Annotated in this window: 26 protein-coding genes and 7 tRNA genes; 21 read left to right on the forward strand and 12 right to left on the reverse strand. The window is 71.7% G+C overall.

The annotated features are described in order from the left end of the window. Window positions 1-267: 267 nt before the first annotated feature. Together cobA and ACFY6S_RS30365 are read left to right on the forward strand one after the other, a co-directional pair. Window positions 268-1,491: a uroporphyrinogen-III C-methyltransferase gene (gene cobA / locus ACFY6S_RS30360; RefSeq protein ID WP_388826140.1), complete on the forward strand. Its 1,224-nt coding sequence runs from the start codon at window positions 268-270 to the stop codon at window positions 1,489-1,491. An 80-nt stretch (window positions 1,492-1,571) separates the two neighbouring features. Then, window positions 1,572-2,390, forward strand: a complete 819-nt coding sequence (locus ACFY6S_RS30365) for a TrmH family RNA methyltransferase (RefSeq protein WP_388826137.1) — start codon at window positions 1,572-1,574, stop codon at window positions 2,388-2,390. A gap of 23 nt (window positions 2,391-2,413) precedes the next feature. On the opposite strand, the gene ACFY6S_RS30370 is transcribed toward ACFY6S_RS30365, so the two are convergent. After that, window positions 2,414-3,664, reverse strand: coding sequence for a protein kinase (locus tag ACFY6S_RS30370; protein ID WP_388826808.1), 1,251 nt, complete (start codon window positions 3,662-3,664; stop codon window positions 2,414-2,416). Window positions 3,665-4,244: 580 nt separating this feature from the next. Here ACFY6S_RS30370 and ACFY6S_RS30375 point away from each other — a divergent pair. Next, window positions 4,245-4,451: a hypothetical protein gene (locus ACFY6S_RS30375; RefSeq protein ID WP_388826134.1), complete on the forward strand. Its 207-nt coding sequence runs from the start codon at window positions 4,245-4,247 to the stop codon at window positions 4,449-4,451. A 208-nt stretch (window positions 4,452-4,659) separates the two neighbouring features. Here ACFY6S_RS30375 and ACFY6S_RS30380 read toward each other — a convergent pair. From ACFY6S_RS30380 to ACFY6S_RS30400, 5 genes are all read right to left on the reverse strand, one after another. Further along, window positions 4,660-4,734: transfer RNA gene (locus ACFY6S_RS30380), tRNA-Val, on the reverse strand. A gap of 30 nt (window positions 4,735-4,764) precedes the next feature. Continuing rightward, a tRNA-Val gene (locus ACFY6S_RS30385) sits at window positions 4,765-4,836 on the reverse strand. A gap of 19 nt (window positions 4,837-4,855) precedes the next feature. Next, window positions 4,856-4,927, reverse strand: a tRNA-Val gene (locus ACFY6S_RS30390). A gap of 4 nt (window positions 4,928-4,931) precedes the next feature. Further along, a tRNA-Cys gene (locus ACFY6S_RS30395) sits at window positions 4,932-5,002 on the reverse strand. 37 nt (window positions 5,003-5,039) lie between these two features. Then, window positions 5,040-5,112, reverse strand: a tRNA-Gly gene (locus ACFY6S_RS30400). A gap of 156 nt (window positions 5,113-5,268) precedes the next feature. On the opposite strand from ACFY6S_RS30400, the gene ACFY6S_RS30405 reads away from it, so the two are divergent. The 3 genes from ACFY6S_RS30405 to ACFY6S_RS30415 all read left to right on the forward strand — a co-directional run bounded on the left by ACFY6S_RS30405 (window position 5,269) and on the right by ACFY6S_RS30415 (window position 8,085). Then, window positions 5,269-6,366, forward strand: a complete 1,098-nt coding sequence (locus ACFY6S_RS30405) for a chorismate-binding protein (RefSeq protein WP_388826131.1) — start codon at window positions 5,269-5,271, stop codon at window positions 6,364-6,366. Further along, window positions 6,363-7,184 (forward strand): aminotransferase class IV, encoded by an 822-nt coding sequence (locus ACFY6S_RS30410; RefSeq protein ID WP_388826128.1) that lies wholly within the window; start codon window positions 6,363-6,365, stop codon window positions 7,182-7,184. The genes ACFY6S_RS30405 and ACFY6S_RS30410 overlap by 4 nt, the downstream gene beginning before the upstream one ends. A gap of 61 nt (window positions 7,185-7,245) precedes the next feature. Then, a complete protein-coding gene (locus ACFY6S_RS30415; RefSeq protein ID WP_388826125.1) occupies window positions 7,246-8,085 on the forward strand; it encodes a GNAT family N-acetyltransferase in 840 nt (279 codons plus the stop codon). 12 nt (window positions 8,086-8,097) lie between these two features. Here the strand turns inward: ACFY6S_RS30415 and ACFY6S_RS30420 are convergent, their stop codons facing one another. After that, window positions 8,098-8,604: a DsbA family protein gene (locus tag ACFY6S_RS30420; RefSeq protein ID WP_388826122.1), complete on the reverse strand. Its 507-nt coding sequence runs from the start codon at window positions 8,602-8,604 to the stop codon at window positions 8,098-8,100. A 197-nt stretch (window positions 8,605-8,801) separates the two neighbouring features. Between ACFY6S_RS30420 and ACFY6S_RS30425 the strand changes: the two genes are divergently transcribed. Beyond that, complete coding sequence (locus ACFY6S_RS30425; RefSeq protein ID WP_388826119.1) at window positions 8,802-9,254, forward strand: hypothetical protein; 453 nt, start codon at window positions 8,802-8,804, stop codon at window positions 9,252-9,254. Between the two features lie 182 nt (window positions 9,255-9,436). Beyond that, window positions 9,437-9,589: a hypothetical protein gene (locus ACFY6S_RS30430; RefSeq protein ID WP_388826116.1), complete on the forward strand. Its 153-nt coding sequence runs from the start codon at window positions 9,437-9,439 to the stop codon at window positions 9,587-9,589. Between the two features lie 45 nt (window positions 9,590-9,634). Here ACFY6S_RS30430 and ACFY6S_RS30435 read toward each other — a convergent pair whose 3' ends face one another. Continuing rightward, window positions 9,635-10,204 (reverse strand): CGNR zinc finger domain-containing protein, encoded by a 570-nt coding sequence (locus ACFY6S_RS30435; RefSeq protein WP_388826113.1) that lies wholly within the window; start codon window positions 10,202-10,204, stop codon window positions 9,635-9,637. A gap of 216 nt (window positions 10,205-10,420) precedes the next feature. Further along, window positions 10,421-10,834, reverse strand: coding sequence for an SsgA family sporulation/cell division regulator (locus ACFY6S_RS30440; RefSeq protein ID WP_003959770.1), 414 nt, complete (start codon window positions 10,832-10,834; stop codon window positions 10,421-10,423). Window positions 10,835-11,114: 280 nt separating this feature from the next. On the opposite strand from ACFY6S_RS30440, the gene ACFY6S_RS30445 reads away from it, so the two are divergent. Both ACFY6S_RS30445 and ACFY6S_RS30450 read left to right on the forward strand, forming a co-directional pair. Continuing rightward, window positions 11,115-11,186 (forward strand) — tRNA-Val (locus ACFY6S_RS30445). 122 nt (window positions 11,187-11,308) lie between these two features. Then, window positions 11,309-11,380 (forward strand) — tRNA-Val (locus ACFY6S_RS30450). Window positions 11,381-11,497: 117 nt separating this feature from the next. Here ACFY6S_RS30450 and ACFY6S_RS30455 read toward each other — a convergent pair. After that, window positions 11,498-12,244 (reverse strand): 3'-5' exonuclease, encoded by a 747-nt coding sequence (locus ACFY6S_RS30455; RefSeq protein WP_388826111.1) that lies wholly within the window; start codon window positions 12,242-12,244, stop codon window positions 11,498-11,500. A 222-nt stretch (window positions 12,245-12,466) separates the two neighbouring features. Between ACFY6S_RS30455 and thrS the strand changes: the two genes are divergently transcribed. Further along, window positions 12,467-14,443, forward strand: a complete 1,977-nt coding sequence (gene thrS / locus ACFY6S_RS30460; protein ID WP_388826109.1) for a threonine--tRNA ligase — start codon at window positions 12,467-12,469, stop codon at window positions 14,441-14,443. 48 nt (window positions 14,444-14,491) lie between these two features. Here thrS and ACFY6S_RS30465 read toward each other — a convergent pair whose 3' ends face one another. Further along, window positions 14,492-15,202: a potassium channel family protein gene (locus ACFY6S_RS30465; protein WP_388826106.1), complete on the reverse strand. Its 711-nt coding sequence runs from the start codon at window positions 15,200-15,202 to the stop codon at window positions 14,492-14,494. Between the two features lie 64 nt (window positions 15,203-15,266). Between ACFY6S_RS30465 and ACFY6S_RS30470 the strand changes: the two genes are divergently transcribed. Further along, entirely contained in the window at window positions 15,267-15,830 is a 564-nt protein-coding gene (locus tag ACFY6S_RS30470) for an HIT family protein (protein ID WP_388826103.1), read from the forward strand. Window positions 15,831-15,860: 30 nt separating this feature from the next. Here ACFY6S_RS30470 and ACFY6S_RS30475 read toward each other — a convergent pair whose 3' ends face one another. Further along, complete coding sequence (locus ACFY6S_RS30475) at window positions 15,861-17,516, reverse strand: hypothetical protein (protein ID WP_388826101.1); 1,656 nt, start codon at window positions 17,514-17,516, stop codon at window positions 15,861-15,863. A 545-nt stretch (window positions 17,517-18,061) separates the two neighbouring features. On the opposite strand from ACFY6S_RS30475, the gene pgsA reads away from it, so the two are divergent. The 9 genes from pgsA to ruvA all read left to right on the forward strand — a co-directional run bounded on the left by pgsA (window position 18,062) and on the right by ruvA (window position 25,342). Next, window positions 18,062-18,769: a phosphatidylinositol phosphate synthase gene (gene pgsA, locus ACFY6S_RS30480; RefSeq protein ID WP_388826098.1), complete on the forward strand. Its 708-nt coding sequence runs from the start codon at window positions 18,062-18,064 to the stop codon at window positions 18,767-18,769. Then, window positions 18,766-19,692, forward strand: coding sequence for a phosphatidylinositol mannoside acyltransferase (locus ACFY6S_RS30485; protein ID WP_388826095.1), 927 nt, complete (start codon window positions 18,766-18,768; stop codon window positions 19,690-19,692). The genes pgsA and ACFY6S_RS30485 overlap by 4 nt, the downstream gene beginning before the upstream one ends. Then, a complete protein-coding gene (locus ACFY6S_RS30490; protein WP_388826092.1) occupies window positions 19,689-20,852 on the forward strand; it encodes a glycosyltransferase family 4 protein in 1,164 nt (387 codons plus the stop codon). Before ACFY6S_RS30485 ends, ACFY6S_RS30490 begins: the two co-directional genes overlap by 4 nt. A 195-nt stretch (window positions 20,853-21,047) precedes the next feature. Continuing rightward, window positions 21,048-21,593 (forward strand): hypothetical protein, encoded by a 546-nt coding sequence (locus ACFY6S_RS30495; RefSeq protein ID WP_388826089.1) that lies wholly within the window; start codon window positions 21,048-21,050, stop codon window positions 21,591-21,593. Between the two features lie 105 nt (window positions 21,594-21,698). Further along, on the forward strand, window positions 21,699-22,622 hold the full coding sequence (pdxS, locus tag ACFY6S_RS30500; protein WP_388826086.1) for a pyridoxal 5'-phosphate synthase lyase subunit PdxS: 924 nt from the start codon (window positions 21,699-21,701) through the stop codon (window positions 22,620-22,622). A gap of 7 nt (window positions 22,623-22,629) precedes the next feature. Next, window positions 22,630-23,220 carry a pyridoxal 5'-phosphate synthase glutaminase subunit PdxT gene (gene pdxT, locus ACFY6S_RS30505; protein ID WP_388826083.1) on the forward strand — a complete coding sequence of 197 codons (591 nt, stop codon included), beginning with the start codon at window positions 22,630-22,632 and terminating at the stop codon, window positions 23,218-23,220. 62 nt (window positions 23,221-23,282) lie between these two features. Then, on the forward strand, window positions 23,283-24,035 hold the full coding sequence (locus ACFY6S_RS30510; protein WP_388826080.1) for a YebC/PmpR family DNA-binding transcriptional regulator: 753 nt from the start codon (window positions 23,283-23,285) through the stop codon (window positions 24,033-24,035). A 129-nt stretch (window positions 24,036-24,164) separates the two neighbouring features. Beyond that, on the forward strand, window positions 24,165-24,722 hold the full coding sequence (gene ruvC, locus ACFY6S_RS30515) for a crossover junction endodeoxyribonuclease RuvC (RefSeq protein ID WP_388826077.1): 558 nt from the start codon (window positions 24,165-24,167) through the stop codon (window positions 24,720-24,722). Continuing rightward, a complete protein-coding gene (ruvA, locus tag ACFY6S_RS30520) occupies window positions 24,719-25,342 on the forward strand; it encodes a Holliday junction branch migration protein RuvA (RefSeq protein ID WP_388826074.1) in 624 nt (207 codons plus the stop codon). The genes ruvC and ruvA overlap by 4 nt, the downstream gene beginning before the upstream one ends. The last annotated feature ends 38 nt before the right edge of the window (window positions 25,343-25,380 follow it).

The following is a 25,380-nucleotide window of genomic DNA, read 5'->3' on the forward strand; positions in this document are numbered from 1 at the left end:
GCGCATGACGCACCCGCACCCTGATCAACGACCCGCACGCGCCGTAAATCATGCCGTCCGGACATGCGCCTCCGGAGCCCCCGGCCCCCGCACCACCACGGCGGACCCGCACCACCCACCGCACCCCCCACCCCCGCACCACCCACCGCCGCCCCCGCCCCGCACCCCCGCCCCCCGTAAGGTGGGGACGGGACCAGACCCCGTCCCACCAGCCGCTTCGAGCCGTACCGCGGCCCCGCCCCACCGCCCCGAGGAGTCCCCACCGACATGGCCCAGCACGCCGAGCACCACGCCTACCCCGTAGGACTCCGCCTGTCCGGGCGCCGCGTTGTCGTCGTCGGGGGCGGGCAGGTCGCCCAGCGCAGGCTGCCCGCGCTGGTCGCGGCCGGCGCCGATGTCGTGCTGGTCTCGCCGTCGGCGAAGGCGTCGGTCGAGGCCATGGCGGCGGCCGGGGAGATCCGCTGGGAGCGCCGCCGGTACCGGGAGGGCGACCTCCAGGACGCGTGGTACGCGTTGATCGCGTCCAGTGATCCCGACGCCAACCGGGTCGCGTCCGCCGAGGCCGAGCGTTCCAGGGTCTGGTGCGTGCGCAGCGACGACGCGGACGCCGCCACCGCGTGGACGCCGGCGACCGGTCGCAGCGAGGGGGTCACCGTCGCCGTGCTCACGGGCCGCGACCCGCGCCGTTCCGCCGCCGTGCGGGACGCCATCGTCGAGGGGCTGCGCGACGGCACGCTCGCCGCGCCGCACCACCGCACCCGTACGCCCGGTGTCGCCCTTGTCGGCGGTGGGCCGGGCGACCCGGACCTGATCACGGTGCGTGGCCGCAGGCTGCTCGCGGAGGCGGATGTGGTGATCGCGGACCGTCTGGGCCCCCGCGACCTGCTCAACGAGCTGCCGCCGCACGTCGAGTTGATCGACGCGGCGAAGATCCCGTACGGCCGTGCGATGGCGCAGGAGGCGATCAACGACGCGTTGATCGAACACGCGAAGGCGGGCAAGGCGGTGGTGCGCCTCAAGGGCGGCGACCCGTTCGTGTTCGGGCGGGGGATGGAGGAGGCGCACGCGCTCGCGGCCGCGGGTATCGCCTGCACGGTCGTGCCGGGCATCTCCAGTTCGATCAGTGTGCCGGGTGCCGCGGGGATCCCCGTGACGCACCGGGGGGTCGCCCATGAGTTCACCGTGGTCAGCGGCCATGTGGCGCCGGACGACGAGCGTTCGCTGGTGGACTGGTCGGCGCTCGCGAAGCTGCGGGGCACGCTCGTCGTGCTGATGGGGGTGGACAAGATCGGCTCGATAGCCCGCGCGTTGGTGGAGCACGGCAAGGCGGCGGACACGCCTCTGGCCCTGATCCAGGAGGGCACGACGGCGGCCCAGCGCAGGGTGGACGCGACGCTCGCGACGGTCGCGGAGGTCGTACGGGCGGCGGCGGTGCGGCCGCCGGCTGTGATCGTGATCGGCGATGTCGTGGCGCTCGGCGACGGCGGGTAGGGCCCGCTTCCCCGGTCCGGCGCGCGCCGGCACCCCGTACCCGCACGATTCCGCACTCTCCATCGAACAGGGCAGATCACGTGGCTGAACTCATCACCGTCGACGACCCCGACGACCCGCGCCTGAGCGACTACACCGGACTGACCGATGTGGAGCTGCGACGCAGGAGGGAGCCCGCCGAGGGGCTGTTCATCGCGGAGGGGGAGAAGGTCATCCGCCGCGCGGGGCAGGCGGGTTATCCGATGCGGTCGATGCTGCTGTCGGCCAAGTGGGTCGACACGATGCGTGATGTCATCGACGAGGCGCGGGCGCCGGTGTACGCGGTCAGCCCGGAGTTGGCCGAACGGGTCACCGGCTACCACGTGCACCGTGGCGCGCTGGCGTCGATGGCGCGCAAGCCGCTGCCTCCGGTGGACGAGGTGCTGCGCGCGGCGCGGCGGGTGGTGGTGATGGAGGCGGTCAACGACCACACCAATATCGGCGCGATCTTCCGCAGCGCGGCGGCGCTCGGGATGGACGCGGTGCTGCTCTCCCCGGACTGCGCGGATCCGCTCTACCGCCGCTCGGTGAAGGTTTCGATGGGGGCGGTGTTCTCCGTTCCGTACGCCCGGCTCGCGAGCGGGCCCGGGGCACTGGGGGCGGTGCGGGAGGCGGGGTTCCGGCTGCTGGCGCTCACTCCGGACGAGAGGGCGGTGCCGATGGACGAGGCGGCGCCGCACCGGTTGGAGCGGGTGGCGCTGATGCTGGGCGCGGAGGGCGACGGGCTCTCCCGGCGGGCGTTGGACGCCGCGGACGTCCGGGTCCGTATCCCGATGGCGCACGGGGTGGACTCGCTGAACGTGGGCGCGGCGGCCGCGGTCGCCTTCTACGCGGTCACGGCGGGCCGTCCGGAGAGCTGAACCCCCGGGCGGCCGGGACGGGTTCAGAGCTGCTGCGCCGCGGCGATCCCGAGTGCCACGATGAGGGTCACGACGACGAAGACGATGAGCCGCTGCCGCAGCAGCCTGGGGTTGGCGGGGCGCAGCTTTCCCGGGGTCGTGCGCGGGCCGGATTTCTGCCGGCCGCCGGCGCGGGAGGCGTCGCGCGCGGAGTCGCGGCCGGTGTTCCGGGGCCGGGGCGGGCGGGCCGGGCCGCTGCGCGAGGGGCCGCCGGTACGTGGGGCGGTGCCGCCCGGCCGCATCCGGCCCGCCCGGGGCGCGGGGCCGCCCGCTGTGCCGGGCGTACGGGCCGGGGCGCCGGGGCCGCGCGTGGGGCCGCGTTCGGTGTACCGCTCGGTGAGCGGGCCGGTGGGGATCTCCTGTCCGCCGCGGGTCCGCTGCACGGGTGGCCGGCTGTCGATCAGGCCCTGGGCCTCGCGGGCGGCGATCTCCTTGAGCCGCATCGACAGCTGGAGGGTGCTGGGCCGGTCCTCGGGGTCCTTGGCGAGGCAGGCCCGCACGAGGGGCGCCAGCGCGTCGGGCATCCCGTACAGGTGTGCCTCCTCGTGGACCACCCGGTAGAGCATGACCTCGGAACTGCCGTGTCCGAAGGGCGAGTCGGCGGTTGCCGCGTACGCCAGGGTGGCGCCGAGCGAGAACACGTCGGTGGCGGGTGTGACGGCCACTCCCCGTACCTGCTCGGGGGCGAGGAAGCCGGGTGATCCGACGGCGGTGCCGACATGGGTCAGGGTGCTCGCGCCGGTCGCCCAGGCGATGCCGAAGTCGATGATGCGCGGGCCCTTGGGGGAGAGCAGGATGTTGGACGGTTTGAGGTCGCGGTGCACCACGCCGGCCTCGTGGACGGCCACCAGTCCTTCGGAGAGCGCCGCGCCGACCGAGGCGACCTCGGCGGCGGACAGTGGCCCGTCTTCGTTGACCTTGTCGTGCAGCGAGGGCCCCGGCACGTACTGGGTGGCGAACCACGGCCGGTCCGCGTCGAGATCGGCGGCCACCAGCCGCGCCGTACAGCCACCGCGGATACGGCGTGCGGCCGAGACCTCGCGGGCGAACCGCGAGCGGAACTCCTGGTCCTCGGCGAGATCCGGTCGGATCACCTTCAGGGCGACCCGCTGGCCGCGCCGGTCGGAGCCCAGGTAGACGACGCCCATCCCGCCCGCGCCCAGTCGTCGGTGGAGCCTGAACGAGCCGACGACACGCGGGTCCTCCCGCCGGAGCCGCATCATCGCCATGTCCATCCCCGCTGCCCGGTCGTCCGTGTGACGTGGCACAGCTTACGTACCCGTGCCCCGGCGCGCTCATAGGCCGCGCCCTCGTGGACCGACCGATTGTCTGTGCCGGGGAGGAAACTTGAGGAGTGGTCAGGCGGACGGGCCGGCCCGCGTCCGGACCGGGGCATGATCCCAAAGCTCCCTCACAGCAGGGGGATTGGATCGTGGGGGATGTCCCCGACAGGGCTGCCGGGTCGCCGCCGGCCGGTCGTGGGGTGCTGCTCCCGTCGCTGTCCCGGCAGGTCACCGGGGGCGGGGAGGCCACCGGCCGGCGGTGCGGAAGTGAGCGAAGTCACCCGTGACCGTCCCGTGACCGGTCCGCCGGCGCGCGCTCTCGGGGAAGTCCCTCAGACTCCGGGGGCCGGGCTCTCCACCCAGGGGAGTACGCCGTCGCCGCGCGCTCATCCTCCGGGAGGCCCGGATATGGGTACGCGGGCATGACGACCGGGAGCCGCCCCGTCCCTAGGCTTGAGGTCAAGCGGCGGGTGCAGCACTCGTCCCCCGAGGTCAGACACTCGCCGCTGCTGAACATGACAGGAGAGGGACCATGGCGGAGACGGCATCACGGGCGGCGATCGGCACCCGGGGACGCAAGGCGGTCGCCGCTTTCGGCGGGCACCGGTCCGGTACGCGTCATCCGCTGGTGGCGACGGCCATGGTCCTTCCTCTCGCGGCACTGCTGGTGGTCGTCTTCGGCGGCTGGGAAGCGGTGGTCACACAGGCGTCGTCCGTGGGCGTGATGCTGGGGCGCTGATACAGCGCTCCGGACCCGGGAGAGCGGCCCGGGTCGGGGACATCCGGCCAACAACCCCGTGGGGACGGGGGTGCGGCGGACGGCAGCGTTTGGCCGGTCAGCTGGGGAGCTGACCGGCCATCGCGCTGTCCGGGCCGGGTCCGCGTCACGGGCGGCATCGGACCGTACGGCAAAGCCCCCGGTCACCGAGGTGGCCGGGGGCTTGAGGTGGTGCGCGATACTGGGATTGAACCAGTGACCTCTTCCGTGTCAGGGAAGCGCTCTCCCGCTGAGCTAATCGCGCAGGTGGGACCTGTGTTTCGTGCGTACTGCGTGCGCGATACTGGGATTGAACCAGTGACCTCTTCCGTGTCAGGGAAGCGCTCTCCCGCTGAGCTAATCGCGCGGGAACCTCGTGGGTCCAGTGGACGATACTGGGATTGAACCAGTGACCTCTTCCGTGTCAGGGAAGCGCTCTCCCGCTGAGCTAATCGTCCGCAGAGGTGGAGACGGGATTTGAACCCGTGTAGACGGCTTTGCAGGCCGTTGCCTCGCCTCTCGGCCACTCCACCAGGAGTGCGGGGGTCGGGAAAATATCCCCCACAATCGAGCGGACGACCAGGTTCGAACTGGCGACCTCAACCTTGGCAAGGTTGCGCTCTACCAACTGAGCTACGTCCGCGTATCGTTTCCGGCTGTCGGTGACGGCCTGGCGACGTGTTGAACTCTAGCGGATTCCGGGGCCAGCACAAAAACGCGTTTCCGCAGCGTGCTGCGGTGCGTTTGCCGTGCGTTCGGCCCGAGGCAGTCGGCAGGAGCCTGTTCTAGACTCGCAAATGTGCACGATCTGCCTGCTCTGGCCCGCTTCGGCGGCCTTGTCGCGTCCGGTCTGCGGGATGTCACCCACGACCCGGAGGCGCTGGACTCCGCCGGGTTCTGGGCCGTCGCCGCGGACTTCGAGGGCCGTCTCACCTGCGCCCGGTTCGAGGACGTACGGACGGAGCCGGTCCCGCCGCCCGTGCCCGGCCGGTGGGTGGGGCCGGGGGCGGGGGAGTGGACGTCCTCGCTCGACCGCGCCGCGTACACGAAGGGCGTGCGCCGGATCCGCGAGTACATCGCGGCGGGCGACGTGTACCAGGTCAACCTCTGCCGGGTGCTCTCCGCCCCGCTGCCCGACCCCGACCCCGCCGCCGGCGACGTCGACGCCCTGACCGCCCTGCTCGCGCGGGGCAACCCGGCACCGTACGCGGGGACGGTCCGGCTGCCCGCGCACGGCGTGGAGATCGCCACCGCCTCCCCCGAGCTGTATCTGCGCCGCGACGGCCGCACCGTCGAGTCGGGACCCATCAAGGGCACCGCCCGCACCGCCGGGGAGCTGCTGGCCAAGGACCACGCGGAGAACGTGATGATCGTGGACCTGGTCCGCAACGACCTCGGCCGGGTCTGCGCCACCGGGAGCGTCACCGTCCCCGCGCTCTGCGCCCTGGAGCCGCACCCCGGCCTGGTCCACCTCGTCTCGACGGTACGGGGCGAACTCGGCGCGGCCGCCGGCTGGCCGGAGCTGCTGCGCGCGACGTTCCCGCCCGGCTCGGTCACCGGCGCCCCCAAGTCCAGCGCCCTGGCGATCATCGAGGAGCTGGAGACCGCGCCGCGCGGCCCCTACTGCGGCGGCGTCGGCTGGGTCGACGCCGACCGGGGGAGGGCCGAACTGGCCGTCGGGATAAGGACGTTCTGGATCGACCGGGCCACGGACGCCCGACCCGTCCTGCGCTTCGGCGCCGGCGCCGGGATCACCTGGGACTCCGACCCCGAGGGGGAGTGGCGCGAGACCGAACTGAAGGCGTCCAGGCTGCTCGCGATAGCGTCGGGAACGTACGAGCCGGGAGACCCGGACAGGACGGGAGCCCGGCCGGTGAACGGAAGGATCGCGCGATGAGGATCTGGGTCGACGGCGGGCTGCGCACGGCAGAGACCGCCGTGGTGTCCGTGCTCGACCACGGGCTGACCGTGGGCGACGGCGTCTTCGAGACGGTCAAGGCGGTACGGGGACGCCCCTTCGCCCTCACCCGCCATCTGGACCGGCTGGCCCGCTCCGCCCGCGGCCTGGGACTGGCCGAGCCCGATCCCGACGAGATACGCCGGGCCTGCGCGGCCGTCCTCGACGCCGACCCGGTGGAGCTGGGGCGGCTGCGGATCACCCTCACCGGCGGCCTCTCCCCGCTCGGCTCCGACCGGGGCGACGCCGCCCCCACCCTCGTCGTCGCCCTCGGAGCCACCGCACGCCGCCCCGACACCACCGCCGTCGTCACCGTCCCCTGGACACGCAACGAGCGCGGCGCGATGACCGGGATCAAGACCACGTCGTACGCCGAGAACGTCGTCGCGCTCGCCCGTGCGACCGAACACGGCTGCACCGAGGCGCTGTTCGCCAACACCGTCGGCGCGCTCTGCGAGGGCACCGGCTCCAACGTCTTCGTCGTCATCGACGGCGAACTGCACACCCCGCCTCTCGCCTCCGGCTGCCTCGACGGCATCACCCGCGCCCTGGTCGCCGAGTGGAGCGGCGCCCGCGAGACCGATCTGCCGCTGGACGTACTGGAACGCGCGGACGAGGTCTTCCTGACCTCGACGCTGCGCGACGTCCAGGCCGTCCACCGGGTGGACGGCCGCGGGCTGCCGACCGCGCCCGGACCCGTCACCAGCAAGGCGATGCGCGTCTTCGACGAGCGCTCCGGCGCCGACCTGGACCCGTGACGGCCGCCCCCGAACCGTAAAACGGATGACCGTGGGCCGCGCGGCGGGTACAACTCCTCTGATGACCACCACCCTGCGGCCCACGGGACCGCTTCAGCAGACCGCCGACGGCGGCAAGTCACGCTCCTACGAGGTGTGCGTGAACAGCCGCTCCGTCGGCGCGCTGGACATCTCCACGGACGCCGCCTTCGGCCACGCGGCCGGAATCCTCCAGGGGCTGCGGGTCGAGGAGCCCGACCGGCGCAGGGGCCGCGGCACCGTCGCCGTACTCGCCGCCGAGGAAGTGCTGCGCGACTGGGGCTGCGACCAGGTGCTGGCCTCGGCTGCGCCCGGTGAGACCGCCGCGCTGCGTCTGCTGGACTCCCTCGGCTACACCGAGCGCAGCCGCAACATGGACAAGGAGCTGGGACCCGAACCGCCGGCGCTCCCCGAGGGCGTCGAGGGCCGCCCCATGAGCGGCGCCGAGTACGCGACCTGGCTGGCGGGCGCCGTCGACGACTTCGCGCGGGTCTGGACCGACCGGGGCACCCCGCCGGAGGCCGCCCGCGCCAAGTCGGAGCGGAGCCACCGGGAGAACCTGCCCGACGGCCTGGACACCCCCGGGGTCACGTTCAGCGTTCTGGCCCACGAGGGAGGCGCCGTGGGCCATGTCTGGGTCTCCCGCCGCGAGGTCGGCCCCGGCCGGTGGGAATCGTACGTCTACGACGTGGCCGTGACCGAGGAGATGCGCGGCAGGGGGTTCGGCCGTGCTCTCATGCTGCTCGCCGAGCGGGTCGCGCACGCGTCGGGTTCGGATCTGCTGAGTCTGCACGTCTTCACGGACAACACCCCGGCGGTCCGGCTCTACGAGTCGCTCCGGTACCGGACGGTCCGCCGCAACTACTTCAAGAGACTGCTCTGACCGGCTCGGGAGCTATCCCAGCAGCCGGTCCACGATCGCCTCGACCCGCTCGCGCAGCCCCTCCTGGCTCTTGCCGCCGTCGAGCCGCTCGCCGTCGATCACATAGGTCGGGGTGCCGGTCACGCCGATCGCCCTGCCCTCGGCCTGGTCGGCGTCGACGGTGAGGAAGTGCCGGCCGTCGATCAGGGCGGTGTCGAACTCCTCGGCGTCCAGACCCAGCCCGCGCGCGGTCTCGACGAGGAACGGCTCGCCCTGCGCGGCGAGTTCCTCGGTCCCGGCCAGCACGGCCTCCACGTAGGGCCATCCCGCGCCCTGCTCGACCGCCTCCTCGGCGGCCTGCGCGGCGGCGTAGGCGTGCCGGTGCTTCTCAAGGGGGAAGTGCCGCAGCCGAAGCTCCAGCCGGTCCCCGTAGCGGGCGCGCAGCGCACGCACGTCGTCCAGGGCAGTACGGCAGTCGGGGCACTGGAGTTCGCACCAGATGTCGAGGACGACGGGGCGGATGGTGGTGGAGTCGCTCATGGGACCAGTCTTCCAGTACGACGGCACCCCGATGTCCCCCGCCCGCCACCGACCGGGACCTGGGGAGGACGGCGTCCCCGAGATCTCCCCCAGATCCGTCCGGAGCGGCCCCGCACCGTGGCCCCGACCGCGCCGTCAGGTGCAGGATGGAGGGGAAGACGTGTTCGGCCGATGACCCGCTCTGCCTGGAGGACCTGATGATTGCCGAGACCATCTGCGCGGCGGTGTCAGCGGCGGGCCTGGGCGTCGCGGCCATCACCGCGTACCGCAGGCGTTTCCTCGCCGCCACCAGGATCGCCGCTTACGCGCTGGTCCCGGTCGGGCTGGTGATGGTGGGCGCGGTGAAGTGGCTCGCCGCCACGGCCTTCAGCCCGACCGCCTGGGCGGGCTTCGCGGTCCTCGGCGTCGCCTGGCTCCTCTTCATGACGACCCGCGCGGTGGAGCGGCGCGGCGGCGGCTCGCGCAAGGAGCGCAAGGCGGCCGCCAGAGCGGCGGCCCAGGGCGGCGGCGCGGTGGAGCCCGCGGCCTCCGGCCCCGCGCTCGGCGCCGGAGAGCGGCCGGCGGCGCAGCCCAAGGGCAAGCAGCGCGAGGAGCGTCCAGGGGACGACTTCAGTGACATCGAGGCCATTTTGAAGAAGCACGGCATCTGAATCAGCGCGGTGAGCGCGGCGGCGACGGCCGGTCACCGTCTCCAGGAGCGGGGCAGCATCCCAGGTCAGCACTGATCCGGCTGGCTTTCCCGGATTCAAACCACGGGAAATGATGAACTGCGGGGCGCAACGCCCAGGTTCGTCGGGAGCGGCCTCCGGGGTGCGCCATGATCGGCCCCGAGATGTTCGATACCTCCCAGGGGGAGACCCCCGCACCCACCGAGGAGCCTCGCGGCTGCCTCTACGCGCTCTCCCAGCCACCGTTGATGATCTTCCTGACGGTGATCGGCGCCCTGCTGCTGGTGGCGGCGCTGCACGATCTGTTCCTGCTGTGACGCTCGGTTCCCGTCCGGTCGGCGGTCGCCGGACCCGGACTCGCCCTATCCCTCCGCTTCCTCGGCTTCCTTGCGGCGCGCCCGGTACGCGGCCACATGCAGCCGGTTGCCGCAGGTGCGGCTGGAACAGTAGCGACGGGAGCGGTTGCGCGACAGGTCGACGAACGCGTGCCCGCAGTCCGGGGCCTCGCAGCGCCGCAGCCGGTCCTGCTCGCCGGCCACGACCATGAAGGCCAGCGCCATTCCGCAGTCGGCCGCGAGGTGGTCGGCGACCGAGGCGCCCGGTGCGAAGTAGTGGACGTGCCAGTCGTAGCCGTCGTGGTCGGTCAGCTGCGGTGTCGTCCCCGCGGCGGCCACCAGCCGGTTGATCAGATCGGCGGCGGCCCGGGCGTCGGGGGCCGCGAAGACCTCGGCGAAGCGGCTCCGCACGTTCAGCACGGCCCGCAGGTCCCGGACGCCCAGCTCCCGCACACCGCTGATGTTGTGGTCGCGTACGAAGGCGTACAGCGCCCCGATGTCCGTGAGCCGGTCGGTCCCGTCGCCGGCCTCCGGCGCGGTGTTCACCAGATCGACGACGGTGTCGAGGGCGATCCGGGTGTCGTGGGGAATCAGCACGGTCCGCTCCCTGGACTGCCCACGGGCCGGTGCCCGCAGAATCCCGCCGACTGTAGCCGCTGCCCCCGCGCGACGCCCCGCCGTGCCGGGGCGGAAAGCGCCGGCGCCGGAGCCGCGGTGGGTTCCGCGGCGCCGGCGCCGGTGTCCTCCGTATGCGATTGTCCGCGCGGCGCCGTCTCCCCGAGTCGGACGGCGCCGAGCAGTCCTCGGCCTGGCTCAGCTCTCGGCCAGGATGTGGGACAGCTCGGTGTCGAGATCGAAGTGACGATGCTCGGTGCCCGGTGGCACCGCGGCGTCGGTCCGCTTGAGGAACGACTCCAGGGCCCGCGCCGGGGCCTCCAGCAGGGCTTCGCCCTCCGGCGAACTGAGGGCGATGCAGACGACGCCCTGGCCGTGGCTGCGGGACGGCCAGACCCGGACGTCGCCGGTGCCGGTGGGCCGGTGCAGCCCCTCGGCGAGCAGGTCGCGGGCGAAGACCCACTCGACCGTCTCTTCGGCTCCGGTGTGGAAGGTGGCGTGCACGGCGTAGGGATCGGCCGTGTCATACCGGAGGCCCGCGGGTACAGGCAGTGAGGACTCGCTCGATACAACGAGGCGCAGGTGCAGCTCGCAGCTGACCGTGGTGTTCATAAGCGCCATGGCCTTTCGCTCAGTGTGCGCTCGGGGATTCGCACGTCGGCGAAATCGAGATGCCACCTACGGTGCCGTTGTAAACCCCTCTGTCTGTTTTGTGGCGCTTCGGGTAACTCGTATGGCGGTGTGTTACTTCGGGTTGTACCGCCATTGAGGTGATGTGACGGAGAGGCGGCTTCCGCGTCTTTCGCCGACCTCCCGTGCCCGCCGGTGACCGGCCGGTGACCGGCGGGTGACCGGGCACCCGCTGACATGGGGTAACGTATGCGGTGCGTCCGGGCGATTAGCTCAGTGGGAGAGCGCTTCGTTCACACCGAAGAGGTCACTGGTTCGAACCCAGTATCGCCCACCCGGACCGGGGCCCCGAAGACCTACCGACAGGTCTTCGGGGCCTCGCCCGTTCCGCCCGGAAACGGGCTCGGAACGGGTTTGAAGGAAAGGCTCCGGGGCCTGTATGGTTCAGGCGTTCCCGGGCGATTAGCTCAGTGGGAGAGCGCTTCGTTCACACCGAAGAGGTCACTGGTTCGAACCCAGTATCGCCCACCGGGAAAGGCCGGTCCGTCATCGACGGACCGGCCTTCGCGCGTTCCGGGGCATCGCCGCGACGCCGGTGGATCGGTGAGCCGGGAGACCGGTGACGAGCCGGCCGCCGGACCGCCGTCAGGCGGCCTCCGCCGGTCGCCGCGGCCGCAGCGGCCAGCCCGCGCCCGCCGGGCCGCTCTCGGCGCCCCGCGAGAACCAGGACTGCTGCCCGCGTACCAGCTCCGCGTGCCACCCGGACTGGAGACCGTGCAGCTCCCTCGCGCTGAGCCGCTCCAGCCGCGCGGAGAATCTGCGGCCGACCGCCCGCGCCACCTCCAGGGCCGTCAGCGCCCACAGCGCCGTCGGCTCTCCGCCGCCCACGTCGTCGGGGTCCGCCGTCTCGGCCTTGTAGTGGTCGCGCAGGTCCGAGAGGGCGCGCGGGCCCTTGCGGTACCGGTCCAGCTGCGCGTCGAGGACCCGAGGGTCCAGCACGCAGAACGGCACGCCTTCCAGCTGACGGAGGAGCGAGGTGGCCCGGTGGCGGCGCAGCTCGCGGTCGAGGATCGTCAGATCGAACGGCGCGTCCATCACCACCAGCGGGCGGCCCGCCGCGCACTGCCTGCCCAGCGCCCCGGCCATCTCGGCCATCACGGGCGCCGGCCAGCGTCCGTTGCGGTGCAGCAGGTCCTCGGTGAGGCCGTGCGCCGCGATGGCCGCCTCGGGCACCGGCACCCCGGGGTCCACCAGCCACCGCGTCACCCGTGGCCGTACCCCCGCCATCTCCTGCACGACGAGGGCTCCCGAGAGGATCCGGTCCTCCTCGGTGTCTGTCCCCGTCGTCCCGGTCCCGAATGCGGCCAGCGGCCCTTCGAACCAACACGTCATCCCCGAACTCCTCGTGCCTCGGCGGCAGATGGCGCTCCCCCTGCCCGAATCGGTGCTACCCGGACAGGTCGTACGGTATGCGTCGTTTACGGTGGAGGACACCCCGCGCGGGCCGCCCCGGCGGCCGGGTGCCGGGAAACCGTTTCGCGAGCGGACCCGCGGGCTCGGTACGATTCAGACGCGCAGTGTCCGCTGTCGTACCCCGTAGGTCAGGAGAGACCGGTGTCAGACGTCCGTGTGATCATCCAACGCGATTCCGAGCGGGAAGAGCGCGTGGTGACGACGGGCACTACGGCGGCCGACCTCTTCCCCGGCGAGCGCACCGTCGTCGCCGCGCGCGTGGACGGCGAGCTGCGGGACCTCGCGTACGGCGTGGCCGAGGGCGAGGTCGTCGAGCCCGTCGAGATCTCCTCCGAGGACGGCCTGAACATCCTGCGCCACTCCACCGCGCACGTCATGGCGCAGGCCGTGCAGGAGCTGCACCCCGAAGCCAAGCTGGGCATCGGCCCGCCGGTCAAGGACGGCTTCTACTACGACTTCGACGTGGCGACCCCCTTCACCCCCGATGACCTCAAGGCCATCGAGAAGAAGATGCAGGAGATCCAGAAGCGCGGACAGCGCTTCTCGCGCCGGGTCGTCACGGACGAGGCGGCCCGCGAGGAGCTGGCCGACGAGCCGTACAAGCTGGAGCTGATCGGCATCAAGGGCTCGGCCTCGGCGGACGACGGCGCGGATGTCGAGGTGGGCGGCGGCGAGCTGACCATCTACGACAACCTCGACGCGAAGACCGGCGAGCTGTGCTGGAAGGACCTCTGCCGGGGCCCGCACCTGCCCACCACCCGCAACATCCCGGCGTTCAAGCTGATGCGCAACGCCGCCGCGTACTGGCGGGGCAGCGAGAAGAACCCGATGCTCCAGCGCATCTACGGCACCGCCTGGCCGTCCAAGGACGAGCTGAAGGCGCACCTGGAGTTCCTCGCCGAGGCCGAGAAGCGCGACCACCGCCGGCTCGGCAACGAACTGGACCTCTTCTCCTTCCCCGACGAGGTCGGCTCGGGCCTCGCCGTCTTCCACCCCAAGGGCGGCATCATCCGCCGGGCCATGGAGGACTACTCGCGCCGCCGGCACGAGGAGGAGGGCTACGAGTTCGTCTACACGCCCCACGCCACCAAGGGGAAGCTCTTCGAGAAGTCGGGGCACCTGGACTGGTACGCCGACGGCATGTACCCGCCCATGCAGCTCGACGAGGGCGTGGACTACTACCTCAAGCCCATGAACTGCCCGATGCACAACCTGATCTTCGACGCCCGGGGGCGGTCCTACCGTGAACTCCCCCTGCGGCTGTTCGAGTTCGGGACCGTGTACCGGTACGAGAAGTCCGGCGTGGTGCACGGGCTGACCCGGGCCCGCGGCTTCACCCAGGACGACGCGCACATCTACTGCACCAAGGAGCAGATGGCGGACGAGCTGGACTCGACGCTCACCTTCGTGCTGAACCTGCTGCGCGACTACGGTCTGACCGACTTCTACCTCGAACTCTCCACCAAGGACCCCGAGAAGTTCGTCGGCACCGACGAGGCGTGGGACGAGGCCACCGAGACGCTGCGCAAGGTCGCCGAGAAGCAGGGCCTGCCGCTGGTCCCCGACCCGGGCGGCGCCGCGTTCTACGGTCCGAAGATCTCGGTCCAGGCGCGGGACGCCATCGGCCGTACCTGGCAGATGTCGACCGTCCAGCTCGACTTCAACCTTCCGGAGCGCTTCGACCTGGAGTACACGTCGCCGGACGGCTCCAAGCAGCGGCCCGTCATGATCCACCGCGCGCTGTTCGGCTCCATCGAGCGGTTCTTCGCGGTGCTGCTGGAGCACTACGCGGGCGCCTTCCCGGTCTGGCTGGCGCCGGTGCAGGCCGTCGGCATCCCGATCGGTGACACGCACATCCCCTACCTCCAGGAGTTCGCCGCGCAGGCCAGGAAGCAGGGGCTGCGGGTCGATGTCGACGCGTCGTCGGACCGTATGCAGAAGAAGATCAGGAACCAGCAGAAGCAGAAGGTTCCCTTCATGATCATCGCGGGTGACGAGGACATGGCCAACGGGGCCGTCTCCTTCCGCTACCGCGACGGCTCGCAGGAGAACGGCATCCCGGTCGAGGACGCCCTCGCGAAGATCGCGAAGGCCGTCGAGGACCGCGTCCAGGTCTGACGGGCGGAACGACCGGCGCCTTCGGGCCGTCGGGCCGTATTTGGGCCTTCAGGAAGGGGGTCCCGGGGAGTTCTCGCTCCCCGGGGCCCCCTTCGCGCCGTCCCTGGCCCCCTCCTGGTCCTCCCGGTCGAAGACCTGGATCAGCCAGGACGAGAACGAGCCCGTCACCGCCCCGAGCAGCGCCAGGCCGCAGATCATCAGCGCCACCGCGAACAGCCTCCCCAGCGGCGTCACCGGGGTGACATCGCCGTAGCCGACGGTGGTGATCGCCGAGCAGGCCCACCAGACGGAGTCCCCGAAGGTCCGGATGGTGGCGCCCGGCGCGTCCCGCTCCTGCTGGAGGACGGCCAGCGCGGCGGCGAAGCTGAGCAGGGCCGCCGTCACCCCGGCGTACGCCATGACCCGCCCGTAGAGACTGAGCCGGGGCCGGCCGCGCCGCCGTTGCAGGGCCACATACGTGTTGACGATGCGCAGCGGGCGCAGCAGCGGCAGCACCAGGACGACGGTGTCCAGCCAGTGCGTCCGGACGAATCGCGGGCCCTGGCCGCTCAGCACCAGGCGCACTCCGTAGTCCGCCACGAAGAGCGCCCAGATCAGCAGCAGCCCGGCCAGCGCGGCATCGTGCCAGACGGGGTCGGAGTCCCGGACGAGCACGAGTACCGCGTAGCAGGCGAGGAAGAGGGGCGAGGCGACGAGCAGCGGCAGCTCCAGACGCCGCTCCCACGCTCGCTTCCGGTCGGGGCCGTTGCGGACATGCATCGTGCCAGCATCGTGGCGGCCGACGGGGCAGGCCCGCCGACACGCTTCGCCGGAGCCAAGTCATATGCTGCACAGCATGACGAGTGAGCCGGAGCAGCAGATCGGAGTGGGGACCCAGGACGCGTTCCAGCGCCTGTGGACGCCTCACCGGATGGCCTACATCCAGGGCGAGAACAAGCCCACCGGGCCGGGCGAGGGCGACGGCTGTCCCTTCTGCTCCATCCCGGCCAAGTCCGACGAGGACGGGCTGGTCATCGCCCGTGGTGAGCGGGTGTACGCGGTGCTGAACCTCTACCCGTACAACGGCGGGCACCTCATGGTCGTGCCGTTCCGGCACGTCGCCGACTACACCGAGCTGGACGACGCGGAGACCGCCGAGCTGGGCCTCCTCACCAAACACGCCATGACCGCCCTCCGCAAGGCGTCCGGGGCGCACGGCTTCAACATCGGGATGAACCAGGGCGCGGCCGCCGGTGCCGGTATCGCCGCGCATCTGCACCAGCATGTGGTGCCGCGCTGGGGAGGCGACACCAACTTCATGCCGGTGGTGGGCCACACGAAGGTGCTGCCGCAACTGCTCGCCGACACCCGCGCGATGCTCGCGGACGCCTGGCCGCACCAGCCGTGACGGCCGGTGCGGCGGGCGACCATCGGCGCGCTACGCGTCGTAGGCGTCGATCTTCTTCGGTGACGGGTCCTGCACCGCTCCTATCAGCGAGGACGAGCGGCTGCTGAAGCCCGCCGTGCTCACGCCGTGCTCGTCCAGCACCCGCATGGCCGCGTTGTGCGCGACCCGCAGCACCGGCGTGGCCGCCCTCATCGCGTCGTCGGCCATGAAGCGGTGGCGCCAGGGCTGCTCGGCCCAGGCGTGCCGCATACCGAACGGCTCGGGCAGCGACAGCTTGCCACCGAGGAAGTCCAGCACCGGCGGGTACCAGGTGAAGGGCGCGCGCACCGCCAGCCGGACCGCCTCGCGGGGCTCCACCAGGGGCAGATTCCGGGAGGTGGTCTCCCAGAAGCGGACCGCCTTGGCGCGTGTGACGCTCTTCGGCGAGGGCTTCGAGAAGAACAGCGAGTGCACCGGCCCCAGCGCATAGCCGGAGACCTCGATGCGCAGCGTCTCGTGGAGCACGGTGACCGAGATCATCATCGTGATGACCAACTGGCTGTCCCAGAGCGTGAACTGCACCCCGAGATAGTGCCGATTGCCGCTCCCGAACTGCTGGTGATTGCAGATGCGCTGAATCTCGTGGCTCTTGACCTGGTACGCCTCGACCTCCGCGCCGTCCGGCCGGGAGACGGAACCGGCGCCCTCACCGACCGGGCAGACGATCCAGTGCTTGACCGAAGGAGTCGGGAAACCACCGGAGTTGAGCGGCCCGCGCTCCAGCAGCTTCATCTTGTCGTGGATCGCGCGTATCACGTCGTAACTGCGGAACTGGTGGATCTCCTTGCCGGGGTCCTTGGGGACCAGCTCCTCGGCCAGCTGCCAGCTGCCCCAGCGCGTCCCCATGCCCAATATGCCCTTGGGGCCCGCGTAGAAGACCACATTGGACTGCTGCTCGGCGCTCAGCTTCTCCAGACCGAGGCGCAGCTCCTCGCGGGAGGAGTCGCCGGGATTGCCGGGCACCGCCTCGGGGATCTTGGCGCCGGTGCCGCCGCCGGAGAGCAGCCCGCTCCAGCGGTTGCGCAGATCCTGCGCCGCCGACTCGCAGATGCGCTTGGCCAGCCACCAGCCGATCACCGGGGCGACGATCAGGCCGCGCAGATACCAGCCCAGCACGCCGTTGAAGGGCAGCTTGATCAGGAACAGCACCGCCAGCACGGCGACCGCCGCCAGCAGCGCGGTGCCGAGCGCGCCGGCCCGCCGGTCCTTGGCCCCCGCCAGTGTGCGGCGCAGCTGGAACACGCCCAGCCAGATCAGCAGCCCCGGCAGGAAGAGCACCCCGGCCACCACGGTCACCGCCGTGAGCCGCTTGTCCCGCTCCTTGCGGATGTGGGTCGCCGCCAGACAGTGCTCGACGACGGTCTGCGGCGCCATCCCGAAGGACTGGATGAGAGCGCCCCGGCCGCCGCCCAGCGTCCGCGACTGCACGGCCTGGGAGAACGCCTCGCCGAGGTTCGGCTCGAAGAGCGTGAACTTCCCCTTGGTCACCTTCGACTTGTGCCAGTCGTTGTCGGCCTTGAGGATCTCCTCCATCGGGCTGTCCCGATAGGCCGCCGAGGCGAGGGCCTGGGTGGCCGCCGTCGTCCCCGCCGACCCCTGGAGCGGAATCTGCGCCCCCGGACTGAAGTCGAATACATCGTTGGCCACTTGCCGCCCCCTCACCGCACGGTTCCGCTGCCGCGGTCACTTCCCGGCCCGCGTGCCCCGCACACCTGCCGGAGCTGGGCACCTCAGAGTAACCGTGCGATGCCTGTCGCGTCAGCGGAGTTGGCGGGTCTACGCCACATGTCCACGACCTGTGCCCAAGAGCCGCCCGGAATCGGGGAAACAGCCGCGCCGCCCCGGCCGACCAGGCCCGATGTCGTCACGCGTTGATACGTTGATCTTCCCGGCGCCGCTCGGCGGGCAGCCGTTCCGCCACGCTCGGCGGCCCCGCTCCGTGGCGCTCGTACGACCGGCCGGTGCCGTACGGGAGCGACCGCGGCCCGACCTGATCCCCCGGCTCCCGCGATGCCCGCGGTGATCCTTCGCGCCGCGGTCCCTCGCGCCGCGCGCTCCGGTCACGGTGCGTCCATACGCCGGACGCGACGGCACGGCACGGGTGCCCGGCGGTGGCGTACGACGGTCGTGGCTACGATGGGCCAGCCGGTGGCCGTCGGGGCCGCACGGCACCGCCGAACCTCGGGAAGGCCATGCTGAACAAGTACGCGCGTGCATTCTTCACGCGTGTCCTCACACCGTTCGCCGCGTTTCTGCTCCGTCGCGGAGTCAGTCCGGACGCGGTCACGCTCATCGGTACGGCCGGAGTGGTGGCGGGTGCGCTGGTCTTCTTCCCTCGCGGGGAGTTCTTCTGGGGCACCATCGTCATCACCGTCTTCGTCTTCTCCGACCTCGTCGACGGCAATATGGCGCGCCAGGCCGGGATCACCAGCCGCTGGGGCGCCTTCCTCGACTCGACCCTCGACCGGGTCGCGGACGGCGCGATCTTCGCCGGCTTCGCGCTCTGGTACGCGGGCAGCGGGGACAGCGACACCCTGTGCGCCGTGGCGATCTTCTGCCTCGCCAGCGGCCAGGTCGTCTCGTACACCAAGGCGCGGGGCGAGTCGATCGGGCTGCCCGTCGCCGTCAACGGGCTGATCGAGCGCGCGGAACGTCTCGTCATCTCCCTCGTCGCGGCCGGCCTCGCCGGACTGCACGGCTTCGGCGTCCCGGGGATCGACATCCTGCTGCCGATCGCCCTGTGGATCGTCGCGGCGGGCAGCGTGGTCACCCTCGGTCAACGCGTCGTCACGGTACGGCGCGAATCCGCCGAGGCCGACGCCGCCGCGGCGGCCGAACGGCAGGGTGGCCCGCAGGAGAGCTCGGGAAGCACCACACGGGGGAGTGGGTCCGCGCCATGACCGCCCTGAGCGACCGGGCGACCGACGCGCTGTACGGGATCGGCTGGAGCACGGTGAGAAAGCTCCCCGAGCCCGCGGCCCGCGCGCTGGGCCGCACCGTCGCCGACACCCTGTGGAAGCGGCGCGGCAAGAGCGTGCTGCGTCTGGAGGCCAACCTCGCGCGCGTGGTGCCCGACGCCGGGCCCGAAAAGCTGGCCGCGCTGTCCAAGGCCGGCATGCGCTCGTACACCCGCTACTGGATGGAGTCCTTCCGACTGCCCTCCTGGAGCAGACAGCGCGTCAGCGACGGCGTCGAGATCAAAGACATCGACCTGCTGTTCGACGGCCTCGCCACCGGCCGGGGCGTCGTCCTCGCACTGCCCCACATGGCCAACTGGGACCTCGCCGGAGCCTGGCTCACCCGCGCGCGGGACGTGCCCTTCACCACCGTCGCCGAACGCCTCAAGCCCGAGACGCTCTACGACCGCTTCGTCGCCTACCGCGAGAGCCTCGGCATGGAAGTCCTGCCGCACACCGGCGGCTCCGCCTTCGGCCTGCTCGCCCGGCGACTGCGCGCCGGGGGCCTGGTCTGTCTGGTCGCCGACCGCGACCTCTCCTCGTCCGGCGTCGAGGTCGACTTCTTCGGCGACCGCGCCAGAATGCCCGCCGGCCCCGCACTGCTCGCCCAGCAGACCGGGGCACTGCTGCTGCCGGCCGCGCTCTGGTTCGACGGCTCGCCCGTGATGCGCGGACAGGTCTACCCAGCCATCGAGATCCCCGGGACAGGCACCCGCGCGGAGAAGACGTCTGTGATGACACAGGCGGTGGCCGACGCCTTCGCCGCCGGAATCGCCGAGCACCCGGAGGACTGGCACATGCTGCAACGTCTGTGGCTCACCGATCTCGAACCCGGCGCGACCGGCCCGGGCGGAGGCCCCCGGTGAAGATCGGCATCGTCTGCCCGTACTCCTGGGACGTGCCCGGCGGGGTCCAATTCCACATCAGAGACCTCGCGGAGCACCTCATCCGGCTCGGCCACGAGGTCTCCGTCCTCGCCCCCGCGGACGACGAGACCCCGCTGCCGCCCTACGTCGTCTCGGCGGGCCGCGCGGTCCCCGTGCCGTACAACGGCTCCGTCGCCCGGCTCAACTTCGGCTTCCTGTCGGCGGCGCGGGTGCGGCGCTGGCTCCACGACGGCACCTTCGACGTCATCCACATCCACGAACCCGCCTCGCCGTCCCTGGGACTCCTCAGCTGCTGGGCCGCCCAGGGCCCCATCGTCGCGACCTTCCACACCTCCAACCCCCGCTCCCGCGCCATGATCGCGGCCTATCCCATCCTCCAGCCCGCACTGGAGAAGATCAGCGCCCGTATCGCCGTGAGCGAGTACGCCCGCCGGACCCTGGTCGAACACCTCGGCGGCGACGCCGTGGTCATCCCCAACGGCGTCGACGTCGACTTCTTCGCCGACGCCGACGTCAACCCCGCCTGGCAGGGCGGCACCATCGGCTTCATCGGCCGCATCGACGAGCCGCGCAAGGGCCTGCCCGTCCTGATGAACGCCCTCCCGAAGATCCTCGCCGTCCACCCCGAGACCAGACTGCTGGTGGCGGGCCGCGGAGACGAGAAGGAAGCGGTGGGGCGCCTGCCCAGGGAGATGCGCGAACGCGTCGAGTTCCTCGGCATGATCAGCGACGAGGACAAGGCGCGGCTGCTGCGCAGCGTCGATCTCTACGTCGCGCCCAACACCGGCGGCGAGAGCTTCGGCATCATCCTGGTCGAAGCGCTCTCCGCGGGCGCGGCGGTGCTCGCCAGCGACCTCGACGCGTTCGCGCAGGTCCTCGACCACGGTGCCGCCGGCGAACTCTTCACCAACGAGGACGCGGACGCGCTGGCCGGGGCGGCGGTACGGCTGCTCGGCGACCCGGACAGACGCGCGGAGCTGCGCGCGCGGGGCAGTGCGCACGTACGGCGCTTCGACTGGTCGACGGTGGGTGCGGACATTCTGGCGGTGTACGAGACGGTGACGGACGGCGCGGCGTCGGTGGCGACGGACGAACGAACGGGCCTGCGGGCGAGGTTCGGCCTGGCGCGGGAGCAGTAGCCGGGCGGTACCGCCTGGCGGCGGCGGGTTGTCGGCGGGGGCCGGTGGTCGGGTGCGGGTGGGGTCCGGGTGTCCCACCGGGGCCGCCTGGCGGCGGCGGGCCCCCCTTTTCCGCCGGCCGCCCACCACGTGACGCCCCCACCACCACCCACCGCCCCCCACCCATGCCCTCGTCCACCACGTAGCCTGCCCGTCGTGACCTCTACCCTCGTCTGGATCGTCGTCGCCGTCATCGCGGTCGGGCTGTACCTCAGCTGGACCGCCGGGCGGCTCGACCGACTGCATACGCGTATCGACGCCGCCCGCGCCGCCCTCGACGCCCAGCTGTTGCGCCGGGCCTCCGTCACGCAGGAGTTGGCGACCTCGGGTGTGCTCGATCCGGCCGCCTCGATCGTGCTGTACCAGGCCGCCCACGCCGCACGGCAGGCCGAGGAGGAGCAGCGGGAGGTGGCGGAGAGCGAGCTGAGCCAGGCGCTGCGGGCCGTGTTCGGTGAGCCGGCGCAGGTGGAGGCGGTGCGGGAGGCGCCGGGCGGTGAGGAGGCCGCCGGGGAACTCGCCGCCGCGGTACGGCGCGTACCGATGGCCCGGAGGTTCCACAACGATGCCGTACGCGCGGCCCGCGCCCTGCGGCGGCACCGCACGGTGCGCTGGTTCCGGCTCGCCGGCCACGCCCCGTTCCCGCTCGCGTTCGAGATGGACGACGAGCCGCCCGTCGCGTTGGCCGACCGGCCGGGGACCTGAGCAGAACGATCCACCGGCTGTGCATTGGCCCTTGCTGTGGACTGGTCACCGGGAGTTCCCTGGTGGTGCAGAATTCCACCCTTTTCAGCCAGTGAGGTCGCCTCCGTGTCCACTACGCTTCCCGCCCCCGCCACGACCGCAGAACCCACCGCGACCGGCACCGCGCGCGTCAAGCGCGGTATGGCCGAGCAGCTGAAGGGCGGCGTGATCATGGACGTGGTCACGCCCGAGCAGGCGAAGATCGCCGAGGACGCCGGCGCGGTGGCGGTGATGGCGCTGGAGCGGGTGCCGGCCGATATCCGCAAGGACGGCGGCGTCGCCCGGATGTCGGACCCGGACATGATCGAGGGCATCATCGACGCGGTCTCGATCCCGGTGATGGCCAAGTCGCGGATCGGGCACTTCGTGGAGGCCCAGGTCCTCCAGTCGCTCGGCGTGGACTACATCGACGAGTCGGAGGTGCTGACCCCGGCCGACGAGGCGAACCACTCGGACAAGTGGGCGTTCACCACGCCGTTCGTCTGCGGTGCCACCGACCTCGGTGAGGCGCTGCGCCGTATCGGCGAGGGCGCGGCGATGATCCGTTCCAAGGGGGAGGCCGGTACGGGCAACGTGGTGGAGGCCGTACGGCATCTGCGCCGGATCAAGAACGAGATCGCGCGGCTGCGCGGGTTCGACCACAACGAGCTGTACGCGGCGGCCAAGGAGCTGAGGGCCCCGTACGAGATCGTCAAGGAGGTCGCCGCGCTGGGCAAGCTGCCGGTGGTGCTGTTCTCGGCGGGCGGTGTCGCCACCCCGGCGGACGCCGCGCTGATGCGTCAGCTGGGCGCCGAGGGTGTCTTCGTGGGTTCGGGCATCTTCAAGTCCGGTGACCCGGCCAAGCGGGCGGCCGCGATCGTCAAGGCGACCACGTTCTACGACGACCCGAAGGTCGTCGCCGAGGCGTCCCGCAACCTCGGTGAGGCGATGGTCGGTATCAACTGCGACACCCTGCCCGAGGGTGAGCGCTACGCGAACCGTGGCTGGTAAAGCGGCCATGACCGCACCGGTGGTCGGGGTTCTGGCGCTCCAGGGAGATGTCCGGGAGCACCTTTCGGCGCTGACGGCGGCGGGCGCCGAGGCCAGGACCGTACGGCGGCCCGTGGAACTGGACGGTGTCGCGGGGCTGGTGATCCCGGGCGGCGAGTCCACCACGATGTCCAAGCTGGCCGCGCTCTTCGGGATGCTGGAGCCGCTGCGGGCGCGCGTGCGCGGCGGGATGCCGGTGTACGGCACCTGCGCCGGGATGATCATGCTCGCCGAGAAGATCCTCGATCCGCGCTCGGGGCAGGAGACGGTCGGCGGGATCGACATGATCGTGCGCCGCAACGCCTTCGGCCGGCAGAACGAGTCCTTCGAGGCGGCCGTGGAGGTCGCGGGCGTGGCGGGCGGCCCGGTGGAGGGCGTCTTCATCAGGGCGCCCTGGGTCGAGTCGGTGGGGGCCCGGGTGGAGGTGCTGGCGGAGTACGGGGGGCATGTCGTCGCGGTGCGGCAGGGCGGCGCGCTCGCCACGTCGTTCCATCCCGAACTCACGGGCGACCATCGTCTGCACCGCTTCTTCACCGACATGGTGCGCTCCGCGCGGTGACCGCGTCCCGGTAGGATCGCTGCCGAACGGAGCAGGATTGGTTACGCGAAGGAGACAGGCAGATGTCCGGCCACTCTAAATGGGCTACGACGAAGCACAAGAAGGCCGTGATCGACGCCAAGCGCGGCAAGCTCTTCGCGAAGCTGATCAAGAACATCGAGGTCGCGGCCCGTACCGGTGGCGCCGATGTCGACGGCAACCCGACCCTCTTCGACGCCATCCAGAAGGCGAAGAAGAGTTCGGTTCCGAACAAGAACATCGACTCCGCCGTCAAGCGCGGCGCCGGTCTTGAGGCCGGTGGCGCCGACTACGAGACGATCATGTACGAGGGCTACGGTCCCAACGGCGTCGCGGTGCTCATCGAGTGCCTCACCGACAACCGCAACCGCGCGGCCTCCGATGTCCGCGTCGCCATGACCCGTAACGGTGGTTCCATGGCCGACCCGGGTTCCGTCTCGTACCTCTTCCACCGCAAGGGCGTCGTGATCGTCCCCAAGGGCGAGCTGAGCGAGGACGACGTCCTGGGCGCCGTCCTGGACGCCGGTGCCGAGGAGGTCAACGATCTCGGCGAGTCCTTCGAGGTGCTCAGCGAGGCCACCGACCTGGTCGCGGTGCGCAGCTCGCTCCAGGAGGCCGGTATCGACTACGACTCGGCCGACGCCAACTTCGTACCGACCATGCAGGTCGAGCTGGACGAGGACGGCGCGCGCAAGATCTTCAAGCTGATCGACGCGCTGGAGGACAGCGACGACGTGCAGAACGTCTTCGCCAACTTCGACGTCTCCGACGACGTCATGGAGAAGGTCGACGCCTGACAGCGCCTCATCTGACGGGCCGAAGGGAGCATCCCTCCCCTCGGCCCGTCGGCCTGTCTGCCCGTCGCGTTGTCGGTGCTGACCGATACTGTCTTGATCAGCGGGAACATATGACCGAGGGAGGGCGCGATGCGGGTGCTGGGTGTGGACCCCGGCCTGACCCGGTGCGGGATCGGGGTCGTCGAGGGCGTCGCCGGCCGTCCGTTGACGATGCTCGGTGTCGGGGTCGTCAGGACCCCCTCCGACGACGAGATCGGCCCCCGGCTGGTCGCCATCGAGCGGGGCATCGACGCCTGGCTCGACGAGCACCGGCCGGAACTCGTCGCGGTGGAGCGGGTGTTCGCCCAGCACAATGTGCGTACGGTGATGGGCACCGCCCAGGCCAGCGCGGTCGCCATGCTCTGCGCCTCACGCCGTGACATCCCCGTCGCCCTGCACACGCCCAGCGAGGTCAAGGCCGCCGTCACCGGCAGCGGGCGCGCGGACAAGGCGCAGGTCGGCGCGATGGTGACCAGGCTGCTGCGGTTGTCCGAGCCGCCCAGGCCGGCCGACGCTGCGGACGCCCTGGCGCTCGCCATCTGCCACATCTGGCGCGCCCCGGCGGTCAGCCGCCTCCAGCAGGCCCACGCGGCGGCCCGCGCCTCCCGCCTCCCCACCACCGCACCCGTACGGAAGGTCACCCGATGATCGCCTTCGTCAGCGGCCCGGTCGCCGCTCTCGCCCCCACCACGGCCGTGGTCGAGGTCGGCGGTATCGGCATGGCCGTCCAGTGCACACCGGGGACGCTCGCCACGCTGCGCGTCGGCCAGGAGGCGAGGCTCGCCACCTCCCTCGTCGTCCGGGAGGACTCCCTCACGCTGTACGGCTTCGCGGACGACGACGAGCGCCAGGTCTTCGAGCTGCTCCAGAGCGCCAGCGGTGTGGGTCCACGGCTGGCGCAGGCGATGCTCGCCGTGCACAGCCCGGACGCGCTGCGGCTGGCGGTCTCCACCGGGGACGAGAAGGCGCTGACCGCCGTCCCCGGCATCGGCAAGAAGGGCGCGCAGAAGCTGCTGCTCGAACTGAAGGACAAACTCGGCGCGCCGGTCGGTGCCACGGTCGGGCGGCAGGCCACCGGCAGCCCTGTCGCCTCCTGGAGCGATCAGCTGCACGCCGCGCTGATCGGCCTCGGATACGCGGCCCGGGAGGCGGACGAGGCCGTCGCCCTGGTCGCGCCGCAGGCCGAGGCAGCGCTCGCGGAGGGCCTTGAGCCGCCGGTGCCCCGGCTGCTGCGTGCCGCGCTCCAGAGTCTGAACCGCACCCGCTGAGCCGCGCCCGCGTTCCGGCGGGTCTTCCCGGCAGCAGC

The sequence above is a fragment of the Streptomyces sp. NPDC012835 genome (genome assembly GCF_042900885.1).
Classification (GTDB): domain Bacteria; phylum Actinomycetota; class Actinomycetes; order Streptomycetales; family Streptomycetaceae; genus Streptomyces.